Annotated in this window: 22 protein-coding genes and 1 pseudogene; 16 read left to right on the forward strand and 7 right to left on the reverse strand. The window is 37.8% G+C overall.

The features are described from left to right. The first annotated feature begins 350 nt into the window (after positions 1-350). Genes CJ229_RS07455 through CJ229_RS07470 form a run of 4 tightly spaced genes read left to right on the forward strand, consistent with a single transcriptional unit; the run spans position 351 to position 3,428 of the window. The gene (locus tag CJ229_RS07455) at positions 351-893 is read left to right on the forward strand and encodes a ribonuclease FAU-1 family protein (protein WP_070710112.1); all 543 of its coding nucleotides are present in this window, start codon (positions 351-353) and stop codon (positions 891-893) included. Then, positions 883-1,731 carry a LysR family transcriptional regulator gene (locus CJ229_RS07460; protein WP_068129700.1) on the forward strand — a complete coding sequence of 283 codons (849 nt, stop codon included), beginning with the start codon at positions 883-885 and terminating at the stop codon, positions 1,729-1,731. The genes CJ229_RS07455 and CJ229_RS07460 overlap by 11 nt, the downstream gene beginning before the upstream one ends. An 8-nt stretch (positions 1,732-1,739) precedes the next feature. Further along, complete coding sequence (locus CJ229_RS07465; protein WP_102167777.1) at positions 1,740-2,945, forward strand: sugar efflux transporter; 1,206 nt, start codon at positions 1,740-1,742, stop codon at positions 2,943-2,945. Further along, complete coding sequence (locus CJ229_RS07470) at positions 2,946-3,428, forward strand: DUF456 domain-containing protein (RefSeq protein WP_068129706.1); 483 nt, start codon at positions 2,946-2,948, stop codon at positions 3,426-3,428. Positions 3,429-3,455: 27 nt separating this feature from the next. Here CJ229_RS07470 and CJ229_RS07475 read toward each other — a convergent pair whose 3' ends face one another. Further along, positions 3,456-3,707, reverse strand: coding sequence for a hypothetical protein (locus CJ229_RS07475; RefSeq protein WP_102167778.1), 252 nt, complete (start codon positions 3,705-3,707; stop codon positions 3,456-3,458). Positions 3,708-3,814: 107 nt separating this feature from the next. On the opposite strand from CJ229_RS07475, the gene CJ229_RS07480 reads away from it, so the two are divergent. The 3 genes from CJ229_RS07480 to CJ229_RS07490 are packed head-to-tail and all read left to right on the forward strand — an operon-like array spanning position 3,815 to position 4,922. Next, positions 3,815-4,057 (forward strand): hypothetical protein, encoded by a 243-nt coding sequence (locus CJ229_RS07480; RefSeq protein WP_040929517.1) that lies wholly within the window; start codon positions 3,815-3,817, stop codon positions 4,055-4,057. A gap of 5 nt (positions 4,058-4,062) precedes the next feature. Beyond that, positions 4,063-4,374 carry a hypothetical protein gene (locus CJ229_RS07485; RefSeq protein WP_070710110.1) on the forward strand — a complete coding sequence of 104 codons (312 nt, stop codon included), beginning with the start codon at positions 4,063-4,065 and terminating at the stop codon, positions 4,372-4,374. Beyond that, on the forward strand, positions 4,371-4,922 hold the full coding sequence (locus CJ229_RS07490) for a GNAT family N-acetyltransferase (RefSeq protein ID WP_068129712.1): 552 nt from the start codon (positions 4,371-4,373) through the stop codon (positions 4,920-4,922). The genes CJ229_RS07485 and CJ229_RS07490 overlap by 4 nt, the downstream gene beginning before the upstream one ends. A 17-nt stretch (positions 4,923-4,939) precedes the next feature. On the opposite strand, the gene CJ229_RS07495 is transcribed toward CJ229_RS07490, so the two are convergent. After that, positions 4,940-5,536 (reverse strand): LOG family protein, encoded by a 597-nt coding sequence (locus CJ229_RS07495; RefSeq protein ID WP_168161320.1) that lies wholly within the window; start codon positions 5,534-5,536, stop codon positions 4,940-4,942. Continuing rightward, a complete protein-coding gene (locus CJ229_RS07500) occupies positions 5,536-6,288 on the reverse strand; it encodes a hypothetical protein (RefSeq protein ID WP_068129717.1) in 753 nt (250 codons plus the stop codon). Before CJ229_RS07500 ends, CJ229_RS07495 begins: the two co-directional genes overlap by 1 nt. A 125-nt stretch (positions 6,289-6,413) precedes the next feature. Here CJ229_RS07500 and CJ229_RS07505 point away from each other — a divergent pair, with 125 nt between their 5' ends. Then, positions 6,414-7,040, forward strand: coding sequence for a hypothetical protein (locus CJ229_RS07505; RefSeq protein ID WP_102167779.1), 627 nt, complete (start codon positions 6,414-6,416; stop codon positions 7,038-7,040). A 31-nt stretch (positions 7,041-7,071) separates the two neighbouring features. On the opposite strand, the gene pnpS is transcribed toward CJ229_RS07505, so the two are convergent. Together pnpS and CJ229_RS07515 are read right to left on the reverse strand one after the other, a co-directional pair. Further along, positions 7,072-8,829, reverse strand: a complete 1,758-nt coding sequence (pnpS, locus tag CJ229_RS07510) for a two-component system histidine kinase PnpS (RefSeq protein ID WP_070458109.1) — start codon at positions 8,827-8,829, stop codon at positions 7,072-7,074. Then, positions 8,822-9,523: a response regulator transcription factor gene (locus CJ229_RS07515; RefSeq protein ID WP_102167780.1), complete on the reverse strand. Its 702-nt coding sequence runs from the start codon at positions 9,521-9,523 to the stop codon at positions 8,822-8,824. Before CJ229_RS07515 ends, pnpS begins: the two co-directional genes overlap by 8 nt. 157 nt (positions 9,524-9,680) lie before the next feature. Here CJ229_RS07515 and CJ229_RS07520 point away from each other — a divergent pair, with 157 nt between their 5' ends. Both CJ229_RS07520 and CJ229_RS07525 read left to right on the forward strand, forming a co-directional pair. After that, complete coding sequence (locus tag CJ229_RS07520) at positions 9,681-10,682, forward strand: ThiF family adenylyltransferase (RefSeq protein WP_102167781.1); 1,002 nt, start codon at positions 9,681-9,683, stop codon at positions 10,680-10,682. 10 nt (positions 10,683-10,692) lie between these two features. Further along, positions 10,693-11,199, forward strand: a complete 507-nt coding sequence (locus tag CJ229_RS07525) for a MogA/MoaB family molybdenum cofactor biosynthesis protein (protein ID WP_068129732.1) — start codon at positions 10,693-10,695, stop codon at positions 11,197-11,199. Between the two features lie 631 nt (positions 11,200-11,830). On the opposite strand, the pseudogene CJ229_RS07530 reads toward CJ229_RS07525, so the two are convergent. Further along, positions 11,831-13,015 (reverse strand): annotated as a pseudogene (locus CJ229_RS07530) (IS256 family transposase). Positions 13,016-13,240: 225 nt separating this feature from the next. Next, positions 13,241-13,717, reverse strand: a complete 477-nt coding sequence (gene moaC / locus CJ229_RS07535) for a cyclic pyranopterin monophosphate synthase MoaC (protein ID WP_068129735.1) — start codon at positions 13,715-13,717, stop codon at positions 13,241-13,243. Positions 13,718-13,785: 68 nt separating this feature from the next. Here moaC and glp point away from each other — a divergent pair, with 68 nt between their 5' ends. Genes glp through moaA form a run of 6 tightly spaced genes read left to right on the forward strand, consistent with a single transcriptional unit; the run spans position 13,786 to position 17,748 of the window. After that, on the forward strand, positions 13,786-15,033 hold the full coding sequence (glp, locus tag CJ229_RS07540; RefSeq protein ID WP_102167868.1) for a molybdopterin molybdotransferase MoeA: 1,248 nt from the start codon (positions 13,786-13,788) through the stop codon (positions 15,031-15,033). Beyond that, complete coding sequence (mobB, locus tag CJ229_RS07545; protein ID WP_068129741.1) at positions 15,030-15,476, forward strand: molybdopterin-guanine dinucleotide biosynthesis protein B; 447 nt, start codon at positions 15,030-15,032, stop codon at positions 15,474-15,476. The genes glp and mobB overlap by 4 nt, the downstream gene beginning before the upstream one ends. Further along, positions 15,473-15,928, forward strand: coding sequence for a molybdenum cofactor biosynthesis protein MoaE (locus tag CJ229_RS07550; RefSeq protein WP_068129743.1), 456 nt, complete (start codon positions 15,473-15,475; stop codon positions 15,926-15,928). The genes mobB and CJ229_RS07550 overlap by 4 nt, the downstream gene beginning before the upstream one ends. Next, entirely contained in the window at positions 15,918-16,151 is a 234-nt protein-coding gene (locus tag CJ229_RS07555; RefSeq protein WP_070458122.1) for a MoaD/ThiS family protein, read from the forward strand. The genes CJ229_RS07550 and CJ229_RS07555 overlap by 11 nt, the downstream gene beginning before the upstream one ends. After that, positions 16,152-16,718, forward strand: coding sequence for a molybdenum cofactor guanylyltransferase (locus tag CJ229_RS07560; RefSeq protein ID WP_068129751.1), 567 nt, complete (start codon positions 16,152-16,154; stop codon positions 16,716-16,718). 10 nt (positions 16,719-16,728) lie between these two features. Then, complete coding sequence (gene moaA, locus CJ229_RS07565) at positions 16,729-17,748, forward strand: GTP 3',8-cyclase MoaA (RefSeq protein WP_102167867.1); 1,020 nt, start codon at positions 16,729-16,731, stop codon at positions 17,746-17,748. Positions 17,749-17,786: the final 38 nt, after the last annotated feature.

The raw sequence follows: 17,786 nt of genomic DNA on the forward strand, positions 1-17,786 counted from the left end.
ATCCGTAAAATTTCGTGATGGGATAGGTTGTTTCGTGTGTTAATTTTACGCAAATTGCATTTGCGTAAACGAGCTGTTGATTAGTTTGACGATTAGCGAGTTTGTGTTAACGAATCATCACCTCTTTTTACGTAAAAGCATTTTGTATTAAAAGATGAAAAACAATTTAACACAAAAACGATTTACGTAAAAATGAATTAATTTCGTTGACGCAAATTGCAGCACACCATTGTTTCAACTAAAATATTCGTAAAAAACATAGCTATAGAGCAGAAAGGTTCTCCTTTTTAATGTATTAAGTTATACTTTAACGATATAAATTTTGTATACTTATAGAAGGAGATGAGGCGATGAAGACAAAGTATTTAAATAAAAAAGACTGGCGCCGAATTAGACATTCCGACTATAAAGAAGTATTAACAACATATGAAGGTAAAAAGGTTCTCATCGGATGCTATTATATTCATTCAGTGTATCATCCACTGACTGTGACGATTGTTGGTGAAAAGATTAAAGTTGCGGATGATAATTTTAAATGGATTACGATGATGGGTGAAGGCGATCACTATAGTCTTACAGTAATGTTCGATGAGAATGATGAAGCGGTTCAATATTATTTTGATATAAATAAGTCAAACACGTTAGAACTCGGTCGAGCAAGAAGAGAAGATCTATATTTAGATGTTCTAGCTCTACCAGATGGCCGAAGCGAACTCGTCGATGAAGATGATATCATTCGTGCATTAAAATACGGCCAAGTCACACCAGAAGAGAGAGATTTTGCCTATAAAGTTGCATCATACGTCGAACGTTTAATAGAGTATCAGTTCGATGAGGTCGTTAAAAGAGGGCAGTTTATGTATGAAATGATGGAGAGAGAAAATGAGATTTGATGATTACGAACTGCTCGTTACACTCGATAAAGAAAAGACGTTACGCCAAGCAGCTGAAGCGTTATATATATCGCAACCTGCTGTGAGTCAGCGTTTAAAGACAATTGAGAACTACTGGGGAGTGCAGATTTTTATCCGCACAAAAAAGGAACTCATTAAGACGAGTGCTGGTGAGAAGATTATCGAGCATGCGAAACAAATTGTTGAAACAGAGCTTTTACTAAAAGAAAATATTCATATTAATAAACACAAAGTTGAAGGTAAATTAAAAATCGGAGTGGCGTCGTTACTTGGGTATATGATTATGCCGACGTTACTCGAGAAGTTTTTAAAACGATATCCGAACGTAGATATACAGCTTGAGATTGGATCGTCTTCAAAAATTATTGATAACGTCGATCGATATCATTTAGCGATTATACGTGGCAATAAAATATTAAATTTGGAAAATCGTTTGTTATTTACGGATGAGCACTATTTAGTTGCGCCAAAAAATAAGTCGCTTGAAAACGAACCACTCATTGAATTTCAAGCAGACCCTTGGTATATTAACCAGCTCAAACAATTTTTTGAAAAGAGTTTTAATAAACCGTATAAACCTCAACTCTATGTTGACCAAGTGACGACGTGCCGAGAATTATTACTTAAAGGGGTCGGGATGACAGTACTGCCAACGATTATTACGAAGACGATGGATCTATCGAAATTCCATACTGAAAAAGTAGAAATTGACCACGTACCATTGACGCGTTCGACGTATGTCGCGTACGATCATCAAATGGCAGAACTCCCGCAAGTAGAGAAATTTTTAAAATTATTAGATGAAGAATATAAGTAGGAATTCGTATGTTTAAAAAGTTATTTTCAATTGAAAACTATAAATTATTTTTAGTAAATATGATTTTATTCGGAATGGCAATCGCAATTACGGCGCCATTCCTTGTGCTTTTCATGACAGGAGAGCACGGTTTAACGATCACGCAGCACGGTATATTTATGGCTGCTGGAGCGATTGGGTCGTTTATCGTTAATACAATTGTTGGGCGATTTAGTGATAAGCTATCGTTTGATAGGAAGTATTTATTACTCGTTGCTATCGTTATGGAGATTATTACGTTTAGTCTATTTTTAATCGTCAAAGATACGATAATTTTAGTTGTTGGATACGTAATATTCTTCTCACTCGGTGCACCTGGGATTCCGCAGTTATATGCATCAGCACGTGAATCTGTAAATAAAGACAACGGAAATGATGCACGTTTAAAAATATTTGCAAATACTGTTTTACGTTCGATGTTTAGCTTCGGATTTTTATTTGGTCCATTAATCGGGTCGATTTTAATTGCGAGATACGATTTTACTGGGCTGTTTGTTGGAACGATGATTTTATTTGGGGTCGTCTTTATTACGACACTTTTTATTAAACCAGTAAAAACAGAGCGAGAACTGTCTATTCAAGAAATCAATGAGAAAAGAGCGCCGTCATTATTTAGCGCGCCCGTTCTAATCGTGCCGTTTATTGCGTTTATAATGTTACACGTCGGTCAGTGGGGGTATTTACTAAATATGCCTCTATACGTGACGGAAGTACTCGGTGAAGATAGAGGGAAAGTCGGAGTACTTGCATCGCTTTGTGCAGGATTAGAAGTGCCGTTTATGATTGGGATTGGCTGGATTGCGTCTCGATTTGAAACGAAACATTTACTCATGTTTGCTGGAGTTGTCGGAGGATTATTCTTCCTTTCGATTGGGCTATTCCAAAGTTTTACAGTTATACTTATTGGACAAGTGGTCCTTGCATTTTTCTTAGCAATTTTACTTGGGTTAGGAATTAGTTATTTCCAAGATTTACTCCCTGACTTTCCAGGATACGCATCGACATTATTTGCGAATGCAATGGTCGTTGGTCAGTTGCTCGGAAACTTAATCGGAGGATTTGTATCAGATATGTTTAGTGTGAATACTGCATTTTTAGTAAGCAGTGGTTTAATGTTTACGTCTGTCATATTGTTTATGTTTACGAAAACACAGTTTAGAGAAGGTGAGATTTAAGTGGAAGCATTACTTTGGCTTTTAGTTGTTTTATCGTTTGTCATTGGATATGTTGGACTTGTATATCCAGTCATTCCGTCTATATTTATGTATTGGCTCGGTGCTGCGATATACGCGTTCTTCATCGGTGATAATTTAGGAATTATGTTCTGGTTAATACTCGGAGTATTTACAGCACTTACGTTTGTCTCTGACATGGCGATCACAAAATATTACGTCGGCAAACTCGGAGGTACTAAACAAGGGGAATGGGCGGCGCTTATCGGTGTCGTATTAGGGATGTTTATATACCCACCTCTCGGTGTTATTTTTGTGCCCCTATTTTTAGTATTCTTTACAGAATTTGTCATTTATAAAGATGCATCGAAAGCATTAAAGGCAGCACTTGGTAGTTTAGCTGCATTTGTAACGACGATTGTTTTTAAAGCAGTCGTTTACACATTAATTATTTTATGGTTCGTATTAGACGTATTTGTATTTTAAAAAACGTCCCAAAATTGGGACGTTTTATCAATTGTCTTGTTGTTTTAACGCTCTAAATATTAATACTGAAAACATAGCAATTACAATTAAATACACTGCGCCTAATATAGAATCGACTAACGGTTCGTTACCGACAAAAAAGCGAAGTGAAAATATAATAATAGAATGTGCGATAAGTAGTATGATCAATGAACGAGTAACGTTTTTATTTTTAAAAAATACGACGAGCATTAAAATGATGAAAACAACAGTAACTCCGAGTTTAATCCATTCAAACATTCGTTCCACCTCTTAAGTTTAGTATCGCTTAAAATGATAGAATCTACAAGAGAATTTTCAACGTATATGTGAAGTGCTATACTATTATTATATATGTAGGTGATGATATGAAACGTGTTTTAATATTGTTAATATGCACGGTGTTTCTCAGTGCGTGTAGTGGACAATCTCAAAAAGAAAAAGACATCCAAGCACTCGAAGAAAGCATTACAAACTTAGAACGCCAAATTAACGAATTAAAAAGAGATAACGATGATTTAAAACAGAAGTTAAAAACGAAACAAGATGAACTCAGTCAAATCGAACAAGAAGATAATGAAAAAGATAAAGAAGATGAAGAAGAGGAGTAAAGAGTATGTACGAAAGTGATTTTGTCTTAATGGAAAACGAAACGATGTCTTTAGAAGCATTACGTCAAGAACTCAGCAACATCATTCAAAATAAGTGCGTATATAACGCTGAACAAACGAAGCGTAGCGTCTCACAACAACCAAAACCTGAAGATCGTTACGACACGTTCTACATCCGTTTTGATGTTGAAGGTTCTAATGATTTTGTTAGCGTCGTAGCTGATGTAAGTAAAGAGAAGCATTTAGTCGATTATGATCTAAATGAAAAAGGACTTACTGTAAAGTTAATTAACTATAATAAACGTGACCGACAATGACACATATCAAAACAAAGCGTTTATTATTAAGAGATTATACGTCGTCTGATATCGATTGTATTCGAAACATGATGCGTGATAGAGATGTCGTACAGTACTTTCCAAGTCCGTTATCTGACGTTGAAATAGAAACGCTTGTGAGAGATATGTCAGGAAGCATTCGCGACAGAGGATTTGGAGTGTTTGCGGTAGAAAGAAAAAGTATTAATGAAATGATAGGAATCGCGGGCATTCGTATTAAACAGTACGACGAACATCTAAATTTAGATGAAATCGAACATTTATTTCCGTGTGTTGAGTTATATTTATTACTTGACAAACGATACTGGAATCAAGGGCTCGCAACTGAAGCGGCTGAAGCGGTGATGAAGTTTGTACGTAAAAAAACAGACATTCAAGAAGTATATGCATTCACTTCCAAGCTCAATCTTCCGTGGTTAAATGTAATCGACAAAATCGGTATGGATCCTATATTTGAATATACGAACCCGTATTATGTAGAAGGGCATCGTAAAGCGGATAGTTTAATTTTTAAAATACACACATAAAAACGGACATCTTGAAATTAATCATGATGTCCGTTTTCTATATCTTCTCGACTACGTCCAGCAACTGGACGGAATTGTTTTAATTCGTCGAGTACGTTTTCGATTGAATCGAGTTTAATAATTAAATCTAAAAATCTGCGCTCTAAAAAGTCGTTTTCAATAAATGATTCAAATAAATCAAAAAGTGAATCATAATAACCATCTGTATTGACGAGTGCAATTGGCTTTTGAGCGTGTCCAATTTGTCCACCGACAAATACTTGGAAAAACTCTTCCATCGTGCCTGCGCCACCAGGTAAAATGATGATCGCATCCGCTTCGTCGATTAACATATCTTTACGTATGCTCATCGTGTCGACGATTTTCATGTTTTTAACGCGAGGGTGTGCCATTTCTTTATCGACTAATACTGTCGGGATAATGCCAGTCACGTCGCCTCCAGCGTCTAACGCACCGTTCGCAACAGCCCCCATTAAACCGAGGCCGCCTCCACCATAAATGAGTTCGACATTTTCGTTTGCGAGCGTTTCGCCGAGCGTGTATGCATCTTCTCTAAATTTATCGCTATTACCTAAACGTGCACCACAAAAAACAGAAACCTTACTAATTTCCATTAGTCGTTGTGTTTGTCTTTCCATTCGATAAATTGTTTTAGAGAATCAGATTTTTGATATTTCTCACCGTATCCTGTTTTTCTTCCGTGATTTTCGATGTGGCGCTCATTTTGACGGCGATGTTTACCAAATAGTGAGTCGTCTCTCTTTTCGGCTCTTTCAACTTTACGTTCTTTAGCTTCTTCACGAAGGTGTGCACTTCTTGGGTCGAGTAAATCTTTATGTTTTAAATGTAATGCACCTGGAGAATAATCATCTTCATACTCCGTTTGTTCAACGAATTGTTCATTGAGTTCTTTTACGTTTGTTGTGTCTGGTCTTTCAGTAGTCAATTTCTGATGTCCTTTCGATACGTTCATACGTGATTCTTTTTCATCGTGATTTAGAGTCTCTGTTGAAACGAGACTTTCCATACGTTTTTTACGATGTTTTTCTTTGTCAGCTTCAAACTGTGCCTCTAGTTTGTTAAGTTTACTTAACGATTTGTCGTGTGCTTTCATCTGTTTATTATACTCGCGCTTATCTTTTGAAGCGTGGTATTTTTCTGAAACGAAGTCACGCGTTTCGTTAAATCCTTTAACACCCGCTTCAGTGACAGTTTGTGTTTTATCTTTAGCTTTACTATATAAAATATTACTGTTTTTTGCGAGTTTTTGCACGTCTGGATGGTCTTTAATTTCATTTCTGTTTTTGAGTAATGGTACGAGTAAAACAGGTAAAATTGTCGCAGCCATTCTTAGCTTCTCTTTCATAAAAATAACCTCCGGTTAACGAATTACTTATTATTATAACGTACCCGTTAATCATTTACACGAAACGGCTGTGTTTATAAAAATAAATAATCGGCAATATGTAAGTAAACGAGGAGGCGTTAATTATGGCGTTAGATAAAGCTACACGCGTACAACATTTATTTATAGATTATCCAAATATCGGAGAGGTCATCCGTCCTTTATCACTTAAATTTGCTGTCGACGATACGGTAACAGTCGAAGATGTCGCGGTTAAAAATAATTTAGATGTAGAAGCTGTCGTGAACGATTTAAAAGACTTTGTAGAAGACGAGCATGTCACAAATTACGTCAATCATACGAAGCAAGATCTTACAAAAACAGTACACGACCGTTATATCGAAGATTTAAAAGATGAATTGCCCGTTTTACATGAATATGTTAAAAAAGTGTCGAAGAAAAAATTAAAAGACGAAAACGTGCATCACGCATACGATAAAGTCAAACAAGTTTTAAATGATTATAGTGAACTTCTCGAAGATACGGTACACCCGCTTGTCGTTTCAGATAAACATGCGGAAGTGTATAACGTAGAAGTTGAAAGTAAAGAAAAGGAAATCGTTAAAGGATTTGAGAAATTACGAGATGTCTCGAATGATTATAATAGTGAGCCACTCGATGCTGATGTAGAATTTGTCTATGATAGATTAGAACGTTTAGAGCAGGTCGCTGTAGAAATGATTGCACTTGAACAATTAATTCGCCGAAAATAATAATGACGCCACTTTTAAAAGTGGCGTCATTTTACTTTTTAAATGTTACCGTAAATGTCGTATATTCTCCTTCAACACTGTCTACAGTTATAGACGCATTATGAAGTTCGACGAGGTGTTTGACAATCGATAATCCTAGGCCAGTACCACCATCTGCTGTACTACGTGCAGAATCGACGCGGTAGAATCGTTCGAACAGTCGACTGAGGCTTTCTTCTGGAATTCCAGCCCCTGTGTCATGAACACTTAACTCTATAGAATCGTTCGTCTCTTCTATTTTTACTTCAACGGTGTCGCCTTCATGCGTGTAATTTGCAGCGTTTGAAAGTAAGTTTACGAGTATTTGCGCGACGCGTTCTTTATCCGCATAAAGCATGTGCTCCTCATTTTCTGGTAAATGGAGTTGTAAGTTTCTATCTTTAAATAAACGTTTCATTGGACGTGCTGTCGTATGAACGAGTTCAGTTAAATCAAAATTCGTTTCGTTCAGTCGAATTTGGTGTTTTTCTATTTTCGATAAATTTAAAATATCGATGATCAGCTTATTTAACCGAACACTTTCGTTATATATAATTTCTAAAAACTCTCTCTCAACTTCTCGAGGTAAATCACCGGATTCTAATAACGTTTCAGAGAACCCTTGAATAGATGTGATCGGCGTTTTTAACTCATGAGACACGTTTGCCACGAAATCTCTTCGTATATTTTCAAGGCGCTTAATATCCGTAATATCGTGAAGCGCAACGATTACACCACGCTTTTCCCAACGTTCACCGTAATACGGTGCAGCATAAAAGTTTAAAATCATTTCTTCAGGATTGTATAAATGTACTTCACTCGTTTTTACTTCATCGTATTTATAAACGTGACGAATGTCTCTTAGTACATTTAATTTAACAAGACTTTCCTGATAGTCATTATTGAGAATTTTATCTCGCGTTTGGTTGATCATTTTTAACGCTGCGTCGTTAATCACGTCAATTTCACCTTCTGGGTTAATCAAAATAACACCCGTGTTTAAATTCGATAAAATACTCTCAAGCTGTTTAGACTGGTCTTTAATCTCTGTGACGTGGGCATTTAGACTAATTGCTAGAGAATTGACGGACTCACTAAGCGTGTACAGTTCTCCAGGAAAAGTGTCGTTAATACGTGCGCTATAATCATTTTTCTTCAGACGCTCTGTCACTTCTATAATTTTTTGAATTGGATTCGTAATTTTATATGCGAGTAGTGCTGCTGAAATGATCGTTGCGACTAAAATGAGTGTAAATACAATGACGATTGACACCCATTTTTGTTGTGCAGCTGCTTCGATTGTCTCAAGTGGTGTAGAGCTACGGACATACCCAATGACTTCACCATCTTCAGTTATCGGTACAGCGACGTACATCATCTGTATTTCTTCAGTGTCACTTTGTCGAATGTAAGATTCACTCGTCGTTTTCTTTCGTTTCGCTTCTTTAATCTCTGGGCGATCGATGTGGTTACTCATCGTCCAAATGTTTGAATCCGTGTCGAAAATGACTCTCCCGTCCTTGTCGATAATCGTAAAGCGTAAGTTTTCAGGCAACTTAAGATTTGAAAACATTTCCTTCGTATTACGAATGGTTAGCAAATCTTTTGTAATCATACTTTCGAGCAGTTCACTTTCTTCAGTAAGTTGCTTACTCGTCATCGCGTTATACGTCGTACGGTTCACGTTATCTACAAAGAAAAACATCATACATAATCCGACAATTAACACGATGAAAAACGAAAGTGTGATGCGCACCCATAGTTTATTCATCGATATATTCCATCTTATAACCGAATCCACGAACGGTATGAATGTATTTCGGCGACTTCGGATTGTCTTCAATTTTTTCTCTTAGTTTACCGATATGGACATCGACAATTCGTGTATCACCGTCAAAATCAAACTGCCAAATTCCGTTTAACAGTTGGTCGCGAGATAGCACACGTCCATTATTTTTACTTAAGTAAACGAGAAGCTCGTATTCTTTTTTAGTGAGGTCGATTTTTTTATCGTTTTTATAAATAGCATAGTTGTCATAATCGATTGTTAGTTCACCGATTTTTACAGTGTTGTCTTCTGTAGTCTCTTGATTTGCTTCGAAGTCAATGCGTCTTAATATAGCGCGAACTCTCGCTACGACTTCTCGCGGGCTAAACGGTTTTGTCATATAGTCATCCGCCCCCATTTCAAGACCGAGTATTTTATCGAACTCATCATCTTTTGCAGTGAGCATTAAAACAGGCACATGAATTTTATCGAGTCGTAAAGTTTTCACGACGTCCATACCATCCATTTTTGGAAGCATTAAATCCAAAACCATTACGTCCGGTGATTCCTTTTTCACTTGTTCAATTGCTTCTAAACCGTCGTTTGCTGTAACAACTTCAAAGCCATTTTGTTCTAAGTTAAATTTAAGTAACGTTACAATTGATGTTTCATCATCAACAACGAGAATTTTATGCATAGTAACCTCCTGCATATCGAATTTGTTATATGTTAATCATTTTATCATGTTTACAATTATTCACTTATATTTTACACAATCTTTACAATGTAGAATACTCATGGAATAGTGTAGAATATAGTATTGTAATTGAGATTATACTTTTTAAGGTGAAACTATGGATATCGAACGTTATAGTCGACAAATTTTATATAAAAATATAGGTGAAGACGGTCAACGAAAACTGCTTGAAAGTACAGTTTTAATTGTCGGAGTCGGTGCACTCGGTTCAGTTTCAAGTGAGATGCTTGCGCGTTTAGGTATCGGAAAACTCATTTTAGTCGATCGAGACTACGTTGAGCTATCGAACTTACAACGTCAGACGTTATATACTGAACGTGACGCAGATGAACAAAAACCAAAAGCAATCGCGGCACTCGAACATTTAAAAGAAATTCGTAGTGATCTCGATATTGAAGTTCATGTGAATCACGTAGACGCACTCTTTTTAGAATCGCTCGTAAAAACTCATGACGTCGATTTAATTTTAGACGGAACAGATAACTTTGAAACGAGACTCATAATTAACGACGTTGCGTATAAAGTCGGGATTCCGTGGGTCCACGCAGCTGTCGTCGAAGCGTCATACGTAGTGGCACCATTTACACAGGATTCACCGTGTTATAGATGTGTGATGCCAGTACTTCCGTCAAACACGTTAACGTGTGACACAGCAGGTGTGATATCTCCAGCCATTCATACGGCCGTGTCAATACAAGTTACGACGGCAATCAAATTACTCATCGGTGAAACGTTTGACAGACACTATATGACATTTGGAGATTTATGGTCAGGAGAGCATAGTCGCATCGCGTTTGATAACATTAAAAATAAAGAGTGCGACACGTGTGAGTTGGAACTTTATCCCTCATATAATGAATCACATCAAGCGTTAAGCTTATGTGGAAGAGACGCCGTTCAAATATATGATGACACTATTACTTATGAACTTTCCTTAAACACCGCGAAGCGACTCGGTGACTATAAGGAGACACCGTACTTCATCGAATTTTATTATGATGATTATCGAATTATCGTATTTAAAAACGGTCGAATGTTAATACACGGTCTAAAAAGAATTGAAAAAGCACGCACAATCGTCGCACAACTATTTGGATAGGAGAGATACTATGAGTATCGTTGAAAGAATTGAGAGAGATATTAACGTTGGCGTAATTACAGTAAGTGATACGCGTACAAAAGAAACAGACAAAGGCGGAAAACTCGTCATCGAAAAGTTAAATGAAATTAACGCAGTTGTCGAACATGATAATCACTTAATCGTGACAGACGATAAAGAAAAAATCCGTGAAGCGGTTGTTGGATTACTCGAAAAAGGTCTAGACGTCGTCATCACGACAGGCGGTACAGGAATCGCTAAGCGAGACGTTACAATAGAAGCGGTGAGCGAGCTCTTTGACAAAGAAGTCGAAGGTTTCGGAGAATTATTTAGAATGTTATCTTACACAGAAGACATCGGATCTAGAAGTCTATTATCACGCGCAGCAATGGGCACGCACGATAATCAGCTCATCGTCAGCCTTCCAGGATCAACAGGTGCAGTCAAACTCGGTATGGACAAACTCATCGTCCCAGAGTTAAACCATTTAGTATTTGAGTTAAACAAAGAGAACTAGTCGGGGCACGAACTATTGTAGTAGTTGTAAAGACGTGCGGTCGGAGGAGGTTTTTGTTCTTTTGGATAGAGAAGTAAGAGTGCTTTGCTGTGTGTGGTGCGCTTATTTACAAAAAATGTCTGAAAGTGTTAGATATATCCGGATATCTCACAAAAACGCAATATTTTTGTTAAATAAAATCGGGAGAATGTGAGTTTTTCATCTTTTTGGGATAAAAAACACTATCGTTCCTCGGTTATTTACAAAAATTCTCTGAATTTGTTAGATATATCAAGATAATTAACAAAAATTCGGGTTCCGACCTCGTTTTTGTTAGATAAAAAAATATAATTAACAAAAACCGAGCAACCGGACCGAAATATGTTAAATAAATCCGGATATCTCACAAAAACGCAATATTTTTGTTAAATAAAATCGGGAGAAAGAGCGTTTTTCATCTTTTAGGATAAAACACCACTATCACTCCTCGGTTATTTACAAAAATTGCCTGAAGTTGTTAGATATATCCGGATAATTAACAAAAACTGAGGATCCGGTGCCGTTTTTGTTAGATAAAAAAAATATATTTAACAAAAATCGAGCAACCGGACGGTCAAGTCTTAAATATTGTGTAAAATAAAAAATCTCTCTGTTATTCTTTAGCTTCCACGAACGCGCTCACTTTTCTATTTGTTTCTTTATAGGCTTCATTCGCATCAAGAAGAAGTGCGCCAATTAAACGAAATGCAGACTCGATATTTGGAAATACTCTAACAACGCGCTCACGACGTCTTAACTCACTATTTAGTCGTTAGAGTGCGTTTGTACTTTTTAAAAACTTTTGTCTAGCCGCTGGACACATTAAACATTGAATCGCATCGTCAAATCCACTTTCTAAAATTTCTACCGCGTGATTAAATCTTGGATCCTCTGATACAAAGTCTAAAAACTTCTCTTTTGCTTCTCGTGCATGTTGGGGTGTTGTCGTATGAAAAATCTCTCTCAATAATTGACGCGCAACAGTTGAACCTTTTTTAGGCATTACATTCGTAATGTTTCTTAAGAAATGGACTGTGCATCTTTGCCAAGGTGTGCCCGGAAACTCTTCTTGAATCGCCTGCTTTAAACCTTGATGTGAATCTGAAGTAATGAGTTCTGGTTGTGTTAATCCACGATTTTTTAAGTCACGTAAAAAGTGTCCCCAGTGATTCTTACTCTCAGCATCATCCACTTTAAACCCAAGTACTTCACGATGACCATCTACACCAATACCGAGCGCAATATACACAGCTTTAGAGACGATTCTATGATTCTCACGTACTTTAATATACATCGCATCTACTGATACATATTTAAATATATTGTGTGTTAATGAACGCTCCGCGAAGTCTTGGATTTCTGGATCTAATCGTTTCATCACGTTAGATACGAATGATTTCGAGACACTTTCTCCGACTAGTTCTTCCACAATTTTAGTGACTTTACGCGTAGACACACCGCTGACTACCATTTCAATCAAAGAAAGCACGAGCGCCTGGTCCTTTCTTTGCCACTTCTCAAATACCTGTGGTGAAAACTCTCCGGAACGTGTTCGTGGGACTTCGAGTTCAATTTTTCCAACTAACGTTGTGAACCCTCGGCGATAACTGCCATTACGATAGTCTTTTCGACTACTGTTTCTTTCATATGAGCCAATACCCATGTATTCATCTCGTTCTTCTTGCATCACCTGATTTAACACTAAAGTTAGAAGACCCTTAGTCATTTCATTAAGGTTACTTCCAGAGATATCCTCTAGATTTTTTTTCATATCTACTGTAAAATTAAGTTGAGTCATTTGTATTCTCTCCCTGTTAATTTTTGTTGGTAACTGAATTATAACAGAGAATACGATGGCTCTTTTTTTTCTATTTTACACAATTATATGGACGTAACTAACCGGACCGAAATATGTTAAATAAATCCGGATATCTCACAAAACCGCGATATTTTTGTTAAATAAAATCGGCAAAAGAATAAAAACACCAATTCAAAAGCACCCCGGTCAACCCACATCCATCACCTAAATAGAATAATCTCCGGATTTCCCGCCTGATTTACTTAATAGTTTAGTTTCTCTGATGATCATACCTTTATCGAGCGCTTTACACATGTCGTACACTGTGAGTGCTGCAGCGCTTGCGGCCGTTAAGGCTTCCATCTCCACACCTGTTTGCCCTTTAACTTTTACTGTTGCTTTGATGTGTAGCTTGTATCCGTCATCCGTATCCCAGTTAAATGTGATGTCGATTCCAGAAAGTTGTAATGGATGGCACATCGGGATGATTTGATGCGTGTTTTTCGCTGCCATAATTCCTGCGATTTGAGCTACTGCTAAGACGTCACCTTTTTTCATCTTTTCGTTTACGATGCCTTCATATATTTCTTGACTGACTTCAATTACGCTTTCTGCAGTTGCAACGCGTGACGTGACATTTTTTTCTGAGACGTCGACCATTTTCGCGCGTCCTTCTTCGTTAAAGTGAGTAAACTTAGACATTAAAATCCCTCTTTTTAGTATAATAGTTCATAAGTATTACGTTAATTATATCAAAAGGAGAGATTTTAGTGACTTTAAATAGACAACCAATCCCAGTTTTTGATGCCGTAACTAAAGTAGTAGAAAATGTAACACATATAGATACTGAAACAGTGAAACTCGAAGATAGTTATAATCGTTATCTTTCAGAGGATTTAACAGCAACTCATGACGTGCCGTTATTTACGCGTTCAGCGATGGATGGGTTTGCGATCCGTAGTGCTGATTCAGGTAAAGGTGCAGCGTTTACTGTTGTAGATGAAGTACTCGCTGGCAGTACGAGTGACTACGAATTAAAAGAAAATGAAGCATTCCGTATTATGACAGGTGCAGAGTTACCGAAATCTGCAGACACGGTCGTGATGTTTGAGCAGGCAAATATTGACGGTGATACGTTCACGATACGTAAAACATTTGATGCATTCGATAACGTTGCGATGCAAGGGGAAGAGTGTAAAAAAGGCGACATTATCGTCCATAAAGGAAGTCAAATTAACCCAGGCACAGTCGCAACGCTTGCGACATTTGGATACGCTGAAGTGAATGTCTACCGCGTTCCAGTTGTCGGTGTTTTATCGACAGGAAGTGAATTACTTGAAGTATCTGACGAATTAGAGCGCGGTAAAATTAGAAACTCAAACACACCGATGATTATGGCACAGTTAGAGAGAATTGGCGTGCACGCTAAGCGATATGATCTCGAAGAAGATAATCTAGACACACTTCTAGAAAAAATCGAAAAAATGTTTAACGAAGTCGACGCAGTTATCACAACAGGTGGTGTGTCTGTTGGAGATTACGACTTACTTCCGAAAGTATATGAAAAACTTGGCGCGGAAGTTCTGTTTAACAAAGTGGCAATGCGACCAGGTAGTGTTACGACAGTCGCAAGGGCAAAAGGCAAGTTTTTATTCGGTTTAAGCGGGAATCCATCTGCGTGCTATTCAGGATTTGAGTTATTCGCTCGTCCTGCGATATTACTTATGCAAGGTTCTGCACGAGCATTCGCGCCATTCGTGAACGCGACGCTTGGAGAAGACTTTAAAAAGCCAAATCCGTTTACGCGATTTGTCCGTGCTGAGATTGACTTTGTCGACGGTAAAGTCATCTCAAAACCGTCTGGATTTAATAAATCAAACGCCGTAACGTCTATTGCTAGAAGCAACGGTGTTATCGTATTACCAGGTGGTACACGTGGCTTTGAAGCGGGAGATGAAGTACAAGTAATGCTGACAGATGTGACGAGCGGTGTGTCACACTTTTCGATTCGACAATGAAAATCTTACAAGTCGTCGGATATAAAGATACCGGCAAAACAACGCTAATCGTTGAGTTTCTAAAAATATTGAAAGCTTCGAACTTAAAAGCAGCAGTAATAAAACATCATCACATTGATATCGATGATTCGACAGACACTGGAAAGTTCAGTCGACTGAGCGACTATACGATATTAAACACACCGAATTATACGATTTACCACGACAACAAAGTGCCGGGTTTAAAAGAGCAAATCGAAGCTTTAAACGGTAAAGTAGACGTCATTTTAATCGAAGGTTATAAAAACGAAGATTATGACAAGATTGTCCTCACGCATTCGTTCACGGGTGAAAAAGGCGACATAAGAGAATTAGAGCTGTCAAATGTGGTAAACTACTATAACGTAGCATCAGATCAAGATGCGATATTACAATGGTTTAAAGGTTGGAGTAAAAATAGATGAAGCAGTTCGAAATAGTAACTGAACCGATTGATATCGTAAAATATCAACAATATGTTCTAGACAAACATCAAGGTGGTCTTGTGACGTTCACGGGTCACGTGCGTGAGTGGACACAAGGGACACGTACAGTATATTTAGAGTACGAAGCATATATTCCGATGGCAGAAAAAATGCTCGCACAAATCGCAGATGAGATAAGCGAAAAGTGGCCTGGTGTCAAAACGAGCATCGCGCACCGAATCGGTAAACTCGATGCGACTGAGATCGCGGTCGTTATTTTAACGTCTTCACCTCACCGACATAACGCGTATCGTGCAAATATGTACGCAGTCGACCGATTAAAAGAAATCGTTCCGATATGGAAAAAAGAGATTTGGGAAGACGGAGAAGAGTGGATTGGTGACTCTAGACATTATCACTCGAGTGTGGAGGTGGATCGTGATGAAAATTAAAATATTTGCAAGTATAAAAGAAAAAATCGGTGACGATCATATTGAACTACCGATTCATGACGCAATAACAGTGAAAGAATTAAAAGAGCGTTTATATATCGATTATCCAGAATTAGACGGAGAAGTGTTTCAAGTTGCAGTGAACGAATCGTTTGAAAGAGACGAGTCAGTAATTGCACCTGATGACGTCGTAGCACTTATCCCGCCAGTGAGTGGTGGTTAAATGGTAATCGGAGCAGTATTAGCAGGTGGAAATTCGACGCGATTTGGTTCAGACAAATCATTATATGCGTTAAACGACAGGCCGATGTATATGCACGTCGTGAATCGTTTAAAGAAAAGTGGAGTCGTCGACGAAATCGTCGTCAATACAAACGTGCGATTAAAGGATGCGTTTCATCCGTATAAAACGGTGATAGATGACGAAAGTTTTATAGATCACGGACCACTCGGTGGAATTTACGCACTGATGAAAGAATATCCAGACGACTACGTCATCATCGTGTCGACAGACACACCGTACGTACCTAGTGCGTGGTTAAAAGTGTTAGTCGAAAAGGCGATTGAAACGAACAAAATCGTCGTTACTGAAGGCGAGCAACTACATCCGTTAATCGGTGTATATCACGGTGAAACGATCGTCGAAGATTTAAAAAGACAACTCGAATCAAAAAAACTGAGTATCCGACAATTTTTAGAGCACCAAGACTATATAACGTTAAACATTGAAGACTACGGTCTAAATGAATCGATGTTTGTAAACATTAATCGTAAAACGGATATTCTCTAGGAGGGATACGATGAAACAAGTAACTGATAAGTTCGGACGACCGTTACGAGATCTTCGTATTTCCGTAACGGATAAATGTCAGTTCAGATGTAGCTACTGCATGCCAAAAGAAATATTCGGCGATGACTATGCGTTTTTACCAGAAGAGCATTTACTTTCATTTGATGAAATTGAAAGACTCGCGCGTATATACGCAGATCTCGGTGTCAAAAAATTACGTATAACAGGTGGTGAACCGTTAATGCGTAAAGACTTACACGAGCTTATCGCACGATTAAATAAAATTCCAGGTATAGAAGATATCGGTATGACGACGAATGCGTTACTGTTAAAAAAACATGGCCAAAAGCTTTACGATGCGGGCCTTCGTCGTTTAAACATTTCACTCGATGCGATGGACGACGAACTATTTGGTCAAATTAATGACCGTGGCATCGGTACATCGAGAATATTAGAAAATATAGATTATGCGATTTCTCTCGGGTTTAAAATTAAAGTCAATATGGTCGTACAAAAAGGATTAAACGACCATGAGATTTTACCCATGGCGCGTCATTTTAAAAACACGCCAATTACGTTACGTTTTATCGAGTTTATGGATGTCGGTAACGATAACGGATGGAACTTCGAAAAAGTCGTATCTAAAGAAGATATATTAGATATGTTGCGTGAAGAATTTACACTTGAGCCAGTAGACCCAGCGTACTACGGGGAAGTTGCGAAAGTGTATAAGCATACGGACACAGATGCACATTTAGGGTTTATTACGAGTGTGTCTGAAAATTTCTGTTCAACATGTACACGCGCAAGACTATCTGCAGACGGCAAGTTTTATGGTTGTCTATTCGCAACTGAAGGATTTGATATAAAAACGCTCATGCGTGAAGGTATTTCAGATGAAACACTCGAAGACATCTTAATGGGTGAGTGGAATAAGCGTGACGACCAATATTCAGCAATTCGTCATAAAATTACAGAAGAAGAGCGCAAAGCGCGTCGTAAAATAGATATGAGCTATATTGGAGGATAGGAAGCGTGGGAGGATGAACTCTCACGTTTTTTTAATAG

It is taken from the genome of Nosocomiicoccus massiliensis (assembly GCF_002871345.2).
Taxonomy (GTDB): domain Bacteria; phylum Bacillota; class Bacilli; order Staphylococcales; family Salinicoccaceae; genus Nosocomiicoccus; species Nosocomiicoccus ampullae_A.

What these genes read in the sequence shown, in the direction of transcription:
- CJ229_RS07500 (WP_068129717.1), bottom strand. Translation starts at nt 6,288, where the DNA reads ATGAAAGAGAAGCTAAGAATGGCTGCGACAATTTTACCTGTTTTACTC.
- mobB (WP_068129741.1), top strand. Translation starts at nt 15,030, where the DNA reads ATGAAAATCTTACAAGTCGTCGGATATAAAGATACCGGCAAAACAACG.
- CJ229_RS07490 (WP_068129712.1), top strand. Translation starts at nt 4,371, where the DNA reads ATGACACATATCAAAACAAAGCGTTTATTATTAAGAGATTATACGTCG.
- CJ229_RS07460 (WP_068129700.1), top strand. Translation starts at nt 883, where the DNA reads ATGAGATTTGATGATTACGAACTGCTCGTTACACTCGATAAAGAAAAG.
- CJ229_RS07465 (WP_102167777.1), top strand. Translation starts at nt 1,740, where the DNA reads ATGTTTAAAAAGTTATTTTCAATTGAAAACTATAAATTATTTTTAGTA.
- CJ229_RS07495 (WP_168161320.1), bottom strand. Translation starts at nt 5,536, where the DNA reads ATGGAAATTAGTAAGGTTTCTGTTTTTTGTGGTGCACGTTTAGGTAAT.
- CJ229_RS07550 (WP_068129743.1), top strand. Translation starts at nt 15,473, where the DNA reads ATGAAGCAGTTCGAAATAGTAACTGAACCGATTGATATCGTAAAATAT.
- moaA (WP_102167867.1), top strand. Translation starts at nt 16,729, where the DNA reads ATGAAACAAGTAACTGATAAGTTCGGACGACCGTTACGAGATCTTCGT.
- CJ229_RS07520 (WP_102167781.1), top strand. Translation starts at nt 9,681, where the DNA reads ATGGATATCGAACGTTATAGTCGACAAATTTTATATAAAAATATAGGT.
- CJ229_RS07560 (WP_068129751.1), top strand. Translation starts at nt 16,152, where the DNA reads ATGGTAATCGGAGCAGTATTAGCAGGTGGAAATTCGACGCGATTTGGT.
- CJ229_RS07505 (WP_102167779.1), top strand. Translation starts at nt 6,414, where the DNA reads ATGGCGTTAGATAAAGCTACACGCGTACAACATTTATTTATAGATTAT.
- CJ229_RS07525 (WP_068129732.1), top strand. Translation starts at nt 10,693, where the DNA reads ATGAGTATCGTTGAAAGAATTGAGAGAGATATTAACGTTGGCGTAATT.
- moaC (WP_068129735.1), bottom strand. Translation starts at nt 13,717, where the DNA reads ATGTCTAAGTTTACTCACTTTAACGAAGAAGGACGCGCGAAAATGGTC.
- CJ229_RS07475 (WP_102167778.1), bottom strand. Translation starts at nt 3,707, where the DNA reads ATGTTTGAATGGATTAAACTCGGAGTTACTGTTGTTTTCATCATTTTA.
- CJ229_RS07485 (WP_070710110.1), top strand. Translation starts at nt 4,063, where the DNA reads ATGTACGAAAGTGATTTTGTCTTAATGGAAAACGAAACGATGTCTTTA.
- CJ229_RS07455 (WP_070710112.1), top strand. Translation starts at nt 351, where the DNA reads ATGAAGACAAAGTATTTAAATAAAAAAGACTGGCGCCGAATTAGACAT.
- CJ229_RS07515 (WP_102167780.1), bottom strand. Translation starts at nt 9,523, where the DNA reads ATGCATAAAATTCTCGTTGTTGATGATGAAACATCAATTGTAACGTTA.
- CJ229_RS07555 (WP_070458122.1), top strand. Translation starts at nt 15,918, where the DNA reads ATGAAAATTAAAATATTTGCAAGTATAAAAGAAAAAATCGGTGACGAT.
- CJ229_RS07480 (WP_040929517.1), top strand. Translation starts at nt 3,815, where the DNA reads ATGAAACGTGTTTTAATATTGTTAATATGCACGGTGTTTCTCAGTGCG.
- pnpS (WP_070458109.1), bottom strand. Translation starts at nt 8,829, where the DNA reads ATGAATAAACTATGGGTGCGCATCACACTTTCGTTTTTCATCGTGTTA.